Annotated in this window: 7 protein-coding genes and 3 pseudogenes; 6 read left to right on the top strand and 4 right to left on the bottom strand. The window is 35.4% G+C overall.

Annotated features, from left to right (window positions below):
- The 5 genes and pseudogenes from AFK68_RS41920 to AFK68_RS16435 all read left to right on the top strand — a co-directional run.
- Positions 1–97, top strand: a pseudogene (locus tag AFK68_RS41920) (precorrin-6B methylase); the annotation flags it as partial.
- Between the two features lie 329 nt (positions 98–426).
- Positions 427–991 (top strand): annotated as a pseudogene (locus tag AFK68_RS16460) (RNA-guided endonuclease InsQ/TnpB family protein); the annotation flags it as partial.
- Positions 992–2,227: 1,236 nt separating this feature from the next.
- Positions 2,228–2,605: an IS200/IS605 family accessory protein TnpB-related protein gene (locus AFK68_RS39085; protein ID WP_210407447.1), complete on the top strand. Its 378-nt coding sequence runs from the start codon at positions 2,228–2,230 to the stop codon at positions 2,603–2,605.
- Positions 2,606–2,798: 193 nt separating this feature from the next.
- Positions 2,799–3,236 carry a reverse transcriptase/maturase family protein gene (locus tag AFK68_RS16445; RefSeq protein WP_094673721.1) on the top strand — a complete coding sequence of 146 codons (438 nt, stop codon included), beginning with the start codon at positions 2,799–2,801 and terminating at the stop codon, positions 3,234–3,236.
- Between the two features lie 541 nt (positions 3,237–3,777).
- Positions 3,778–4,644 (top strand): phosphatidate cytidylyltransferase, encoded by an 867-nt coding sequence (locus AFK68_RS16435; RefSeq protein WP_094673719.1) that lies wholly within the window; start codon positions 3,778–3,780, stop codon positions 4,642–4,644.
- A gap of 1,042 nt (positions 4,645–5,686) precedes the next feature.
- Here AFK68_RS16435 and AFK68_RS43510 read toward each other — a convergent pair.
- The 3 genes from AFK68_RS43510 to AFK68_RS41910 all read right to left on the bottom strand — a co-directional run bounded on the left by AFK68_RS43510 (position 5,687) and on the right by AFK68_RS41910 (position 6,349).
- Positions 5,687–5,797 (bottom strand): hypothetical protein, encoded by a 111-nt coding sequence (locus tag AFK68_RS43510; protein WP_256386584.1) that lies wholly within the window; start codon positions 5,795–5,797, stop codon positions 5,687–5,689.
- Positions 5,798–5,834: 37 nt separating this feature from the next.
- Positions 5,835–6,146 carry a transposase family protein gene (locus AFK68_RS41915; protein WP_256386583.1) on the bottom strand — a complete coding sequence of 104 codons (312 nt, stop codon included), beginning with the start codon at positions 6,144–6,146 and terminating at the stop codon, positions 5,835–5,837.
- A gap of 86 nt (positions 6,147–6,232) precedes the next feature.
- A complete protein-coding gene (locus AFK68_RS41910) occupies positions 6,233–6,349 on the bottom strand; it encodes a transposase family protein (RefSeq protein ID WP_246844233.1) in 117 nt (38 codons plus the stop codon).
- On the opposite strand from AFK68_RS41910, the gene AFK68_RS43505 reads away from it, so the two are divergent.
- Entirely contained in the window at positions 6,343–6,474 is a 132-nt protein-coding gene (locus tag AFK68_RS43505) for a hypothetical protein (protein WP_256386586.1), read from the top strand. The genes AFK68_RS41910 and AFK68_RS43505 overlap by 7 nt on opposite strands.
- Here AFK68_RS43505 and AFK68_RS41905 read toward each other — a convergent pair.
- Positions 6,459–6,681 (bottom strand): annotated as a pseudogene (locus tag AFK68_RS41905) (hypothetical protein); the annotation flags it as partial. The gene AFK68_RS43505 and the pseudogene AFK68_RS41905 overlap by 16 nt on opposite strands.

Below are 6,681 nucleotides of genomic sequence, written 5' to 3'. Positions count from 1 at the left end.
GCAGTCGGCAGTAAATCGTCTGGAGACGAGAGGAATACATCAAACCTTCGCAGCAATTAATCCTATATTTATTTTGAGTGGAGAAAAAATAAATTAATTTTTTCCTCAGCTTCAAGTAAAGAAAATTAACAATAGAATAATATTATATAGATTAAATTGGGTAGCCATTTCAGTTGTAAGTACCTCTGACTAAAACCAGAGACTTGAAATACTGAGGTAGATTTTTTTCATCTCCTTAAAAAAAGAAGTTATTGACCTTATTTTTTAGTCAACTTGGAAAATTAGCCAATAATATTTTATCTCGATGTTGGTTGAAGACCCGCGCTCTCCCGCAGGGGAGCTGAGAGATGGGAAAACCAACCAATGTTGCAGTTTTACAGATAATCTGTTTAAATGTAAACATTGAATAAGTAAGCAGTGAAGTGAATGGTTGAAAAAGCCTACAAATTTAGGTTTTACCCTACCCCGGAACAGGAAAGTCTGTTGCGAATGACTTTGGGTTGTGTACGTTTAATTTACAATAATGCTTTAGCTGCAAGAACTCAATTGTGGTATGAGAACAAAGAGCGAGTAAGCTACAAACAAACCTCAACTATGCTTACTAACTGGAAAAAACAAGAAGATTTAGATTTTCTAAAAGAAATAAACAGTGTTCCATTGCAGCAAGGTTTAAGACATTTGCAAACAACTTTCACTAACTTTTTTAGTGGAAGAACTAAATATCCTAACTTCAAGAAAAAGCGGAATGGTGGTAGTGCTGAATTTACGCTCATCAGCATTCAGATGGAAAGATGACCAAGTCTATTTAGCCAAATGTGCAGAACCATTACCCATGAGATGGATCAGACAACTACCAGTAGGTTGTAAACCTAGTACAATTACTATCAAACTTGATCCAAGTGGTAGATGCTCTGTATGTCTGAGAGTTAATGATACCAGAGATTTAAAACTTAAGCCAGTAACCAAACAAATTGGTATTGATCTAGGAATAAAGGTGCGACTCGTTGGCTAACCAAGACTACTGAAAAGCAGGTATATTTAGCCTTCCAGGTCATGACATGAAGTGAATAGCTTCGAGCTGTGAAAACTCTTATATCCTTGGTGGTGAAATTCCACCTGCCCTGTTCTTGGGTTGACCGCATAGGCCACACTGATGAGACTGAATATCAAATTGGTGAAGCTGGTATAATAAACTTTCTACATAAATATAGTCTTATGTAGTCAAATAATGTCAAATATCTTTGTTTATTTGTACAAAAAAGCTACTAAGTATTTGACAAAATTTAATAACTGAAGGACATGATGTTTAATGGTACAATGAAATTGGCACTTAATTCCCGACTCAATAATCATAAAAACTAATAAATGTTCAGAGCCTAATCGTAATTTTAATCCTTTGATTTATGAAATTAGTTGAGAGACATATTATTCAATCCCAACATCGGTTTTATGCTGAAATTGACCGACTGTGTTTCTTATCTAAAAATCTCTATAACTCATGCTAATTATTTAGTTCGTCAGTCTTTTATATTTGAAAATACTCCAGAATGACTATTATCACCTACAAAAAACACTCTCTACTCAATCAGACTATCAAGCAATGCCAGCTAAAGTCTCTCAACAAATATTGATGATTTTAGATAGAAACACATGAATTGCTTTTTAGTAGCGAACGAAGCTTATAAACAAAACCCATCAAAGTTTAATGCTCGTCCTCGTCTTCCGGGATATAAAAATAAAATAAGATGAAGAAATATTGTAGTTTATACAAGACAAGCTATCAGCAAAAGGCAATTAAAACAAGGAATTATTAATCTAAGTAAAACTGGGATTTATCTAAAAACATTAGTACCTACTTCACGCTCTTAAACAAGTTCGTCTCGTCCCTAGACTTAACCATTATGTAATTGAGGTAGTTTATGATAAATATGAGAAATGCGAAAAACAATACGAGCTAGAGGAAAATAGTTATGCCAGTATTGATATTGGATTAAACAATTTAGCTACATTAAGTTTTAAGGGTGCCGGAATTAAACCCAAGAGTGATCAATGGCAGACCGTTAAAATCTATAAATCAATACTATAACAAAGTTAAAAGCTTCCTACAATCTCAACTCCGGGAAAATCAATCAAGTCGGCTACTGAAAAAGCTTATGTTAAAAAGAGAATTTAAAATCAATGATTACCTTGCATATTGCATCTCGTTTGATTATTGATACTTTAATTAATCAGATGCAGAGGAACTCTGATAATTGGGCACAATGAAGAGTGGAAGCAGAAGCTCAATTTAGGGAAAATAAATAATCAAAATTTTGTATCTGTTCCCTATAATAAATTAATTGAAATGTTATCTTATAAAGCCAAGATGGTAGAGATAAATGTAATTCTTACAGAAGAATCTTATACCTCCGCATCAAGTTTTATAGATAATGATTTTATTCCAGTGTACAAAAAAGGTGAGAAAAATCAAGTCACCTTTTCACCGAAAAGAGTAAAGCGATGCAGCGCCGCCAAAGGGGGTTTCCCCCATGAGCGACTGCATCAAGACAAAGAGGAATGCAATCGTACCGCCAACAAAGGATTACAGCGCTTTTCAGTTGAGTAAACCACAAAACTTTTGTAGGAGTCAGGAGTCGTAGGGGCTTGCTGGCCATGTGCTAACGCAAAGCTCCGCTTTATATGTCGCGCAGCAAAACGCCCGTACAGAACTCAGGAGGCAAAGGCTAGTTTCAAAGCTCTACATCCTCAAGTTGCAACCGAATACAAGTCTTTGATTATGCCCCCAGTGCAAATCGACTGTGGTTTATCCATTTGAAAACTGCTGTAATAAATGCTCTTACATATCCAAGTGTTTTGACCGAATTAACCATGATGCACTGCTAGGAAAAATAGGTCAATCTCCATATAAGCGACTAATTAAACAATGGTTAAAGTCCGGAGTATTTGACAATAATCAATTCCTAGACACTCTCGAAGGTACACCACAAGGAGGGGTTATCAGTCCCCTACTAGCAAACATCGCCCTACACGGTATGGAAGAAAGGTTATCTGAATTTACTGAAAAACTTCCTCTCAAATATCCGAGCCGAAGAATAATGGCAAAACGAGATCAACGAAACAGCCTATCTTTAATACGCTATGCTGATGATTTTTTAATCCTGCATGAAGACATCAAAGTACTCTTGCAAGCAAAAGCCGTAATATTGAAGACTAATTTCTCTTTCCAGAACAATTAGTTAATAACTCATAGGTCGTAGCTGATAACGTAGTTCTTCTGTAAAAGGCTAGCTGCAGGCTGAATACTTATACCAAGAGTGATAAATATTTGTTACAAATGGTAGAATCAAGGAAGAGGGAAGACTGAAGACCAAAGTTGGAGAAATCTATTGAAAAAAAAAGGAAAAATGATAGATATAGCTGTCTCAAATCAATTATAGCAGCTCTAACTATCTGCGATCTAGATGCACCTTTTTGTAGCATTCTTGTTTCAAAGTAGTATTAAATATCTAGATAGTTGGATAGGTTAGTTTATCAATGAGATATTCCCTGATATTTACTGAAAATGAGGTTAATTTTATAAAAAATTTGATAATAAGTATACCTATCAAGAAACTCATAAATATGATAAAATTAATAAAAAAGATCTGTGAAAGAAAACATACCTGGAGCAACTGTGTATATAGAATTAATTTAGATCTAGCTGCAACAGAAATAATTATAAACAGAGGGTTAGTAGTGGTGGAGAGTGTAAAATTTAAGTTTTAAGTTAATAATATTATGTCTTTATCTCGAATAATTAGTGGATTTGTAGCAATCGTTGTAGCTCTGGGAATGATTATTTTTGGGGGATGGTGGTTTACAGTAGGTATGGGAGTCATAGTTTACCTGGGGCAACTTGAATATTTTCAACTAGCTCGTGCCAAAGGTATTGCCCCAGCAGCCAAAACTACTTTAGCACTAAGTCAAGTCATGCTAGTAGTAGCAGCTCTAAATCCTAACCTAGTAGATGCCATATTTACATTGGCAGGAACCATAATTTGTTTTTATCTACTATTTCAGCCAAAATTAGCAACTATAGCTGACATAGCATCATCAATCTTAGGTCTATTTTATGGTGGATATTTACCCAGCTATTGGATCAGACTCAGAGTGGGACTTGAAGCTCAATTACAGACATCCCAAATAACCTTAGAAAACTACGAGCATATTTCATGGATAGACCCTTTGAGTTGGCCTTCGAGCTTAACGTTTACTCTACTTGGTTTTTGTTGTATATGGGCTGCTGATATAGGGGCTTATTTTGTCGGAAAGTTCTTTGGTCGAATTAGACTTTCAGAAATAAGCCCGAAAAAGACTGTGGAGGGTGCAGTATTTGGAGTTTTAGGTAGTGTAGGAGTCGCTACAATAGGTTCTTGGTACTTAGATTGGCCTGGTTTACCTTGGACAGGTGCTGTCTTGGGTTTAATAGTAGGCATTGCTAGTCTACTTGGAGATTTAACTGAATCCATGATGAAACGAGATGCAGGTGTTAAAGATTCTGGAAAACTGATACCTGGACATGGAGGAATTCTTGACCGCACTGACAGTTATGTTTTTACTGCACCCCTTATATATTATTTTTTCACCTTACTTTTACCAAGGTAGTGATGAAATTTGGGTGATTACACTTGATAATAGCTCAATTCACACAAGTAATACCAAATTCTCCATTGTTGCTACATCTCCTTAAAAGTACAGAGTAGGTCGGAGGGAGTAGAGTTATGAGATATAAGATATCTTAGCTTAATGCGGATAATCGTTAAAAAAATAACTGAAGCTTACTTATTACTTAATAACTGAAGTCTTGATGAAGTATAGGATTCTTTTTGTGCTATGAGGCAGTAAAGAAGAAACTCCCTAGTTTGCAATGCAGGGGTTGTACTTGTTCTTCTTGGCTCCCTACTGTTTGGAGATAAACCCCATTGAGTTGGAGTGGCAGCATCTCCAGGGGGATGAACTGTTAGGCCAGATATTTGAATCAGAGTCGAAATTGGCCTCTCAGGTGAATGTAGGACTTGAAGCCCTAGGATAATGCAACCGACGTCAAGTCGAATATGTCAACTTGCGATGGCGGAGCGTTGGGTTGGCAATATCACCTAACGAAACTTACAGGAGTTTTGGAGTTAGTGAGGTACAAAATTTTAAGACTTTAGGCAACAGGCAACAGAGAATTAATAATACCATTTCTCATGCATGAATGCTATATATGATTGGGTGGGGAAGTGTAGGAATGTGGGAGGTTGGAGGAGTTGTTAAAAGTAGGAAAAACCTATACTAACCGACTAATAATTGTCAAAAAAAGACTTTGAATCTTGCTAACTATTTAACTTCTGAAGTCAAGCTGAAGTATAGCATTAATGCATGGTAATTGGTATAAGTAGGTAGACAAAATTCTTTATGTATTTACTAATCGGCTATATTCCCTTTAACTCTTACCTATTAGACATCTCCGGAAATAGTCAAACGCTTATTATCACTATCTTTTGGGGATCGATGTAGCTGCCGCTAGGCTCCGCCAACGCCACTTATCTAAGATAGTTGATTTTTACACTAAAATGAGTATTATAGATACTTACTATTAAAAACTCTCAAGGTAAGTAACCCTGAAAGTCAACTGATTTATATGGATACTAAGGAGCAATTGCTACTACAAAATAAATGTACCTATTCGTAATCTAACCAGACCACAAATAGTCGTTATTATTTGTGCATATTTATCAGGATTTAGCCTAAATCTTTCTTGGGCTACCCGAAATATTGTTAGTAATCTAATTATATGTTCTACAAAAATTCTTTCAGATGCTAGCTCTTCCTGACCCAGACTTTTCCTTACTGGTTAATTCTTGATTTTTGGGCTTTTTTTTAGGTGTTTTTATTGCTGGTTCTCCCACATAAGCTCTGTCCCCGGTAAATTTTTGTTCTTGATGGAATTTTTCTTGGGTTTCACGAAAAAAATTTATATCACTTGTTTTGCCTGGTTTTCCAGCTTCGATGTCAACAATATCTTTACCATTAGGTAACACAATTACCTGACTTTTTCTTGTATGACTTTGTTTCTTTCCTGAGTAATATTCTTTTTGTTTTTCATATTTTTCTAGCCTTTCTATACCCTGTTCATAGCTATCTGTGATTAACTCGTATTTTGTTAAAATTTCGGAGAAAATTTCTTTGTCACTTGAGTTTTTTGTACCTGTTATAGCAGACTTGGTGGTAACAATTTACCAATTATTGGACACCAATAATTAAAGATATTATTGGCAGTAGTTTCACTGACTCCAAATTGAATTCCTAATAGTTGAAAAGTTGTCAAATGTCTTAAATAAGTTAAGGTTAAAATTATTTGTTCTGAGTATAGATAATTTAGTTGACCTACCACCACCAGAAGCAATTATTCTAACTTTTTTAGCTGTGGCTATTTCTCACTTATTATTGTGAAGTTCTTCTGCTTGTTTTAATAACTTTTCTAGCTGTTCATACTTGATACCTAATAAACGTTCTGATTCTTGTGGATGACTGTGAATATACTGAAGCATAATGGTTTTCGGCATATTTTTATCTCGACTCAGACTGGTGATATCAATACCCAGTCGGTTGACTCTTCGTCTTATGGGGATGGGGGTGATATAACTATCTCGACTCAGA

This window comes from Hydrocoleum sp. CS-953 (genome assembly GCF_002260545.1).
In the GTDB taxonomy this organism is placed as follows: Bacteria; Cyanobacteriota; Cyanobacteriia; order Cyanobacteriales; family Microcoleaceae; genus Trichodesmium.
This window is presented reverse-complemented; position numbering and strand designations above follow the sequence as displayed.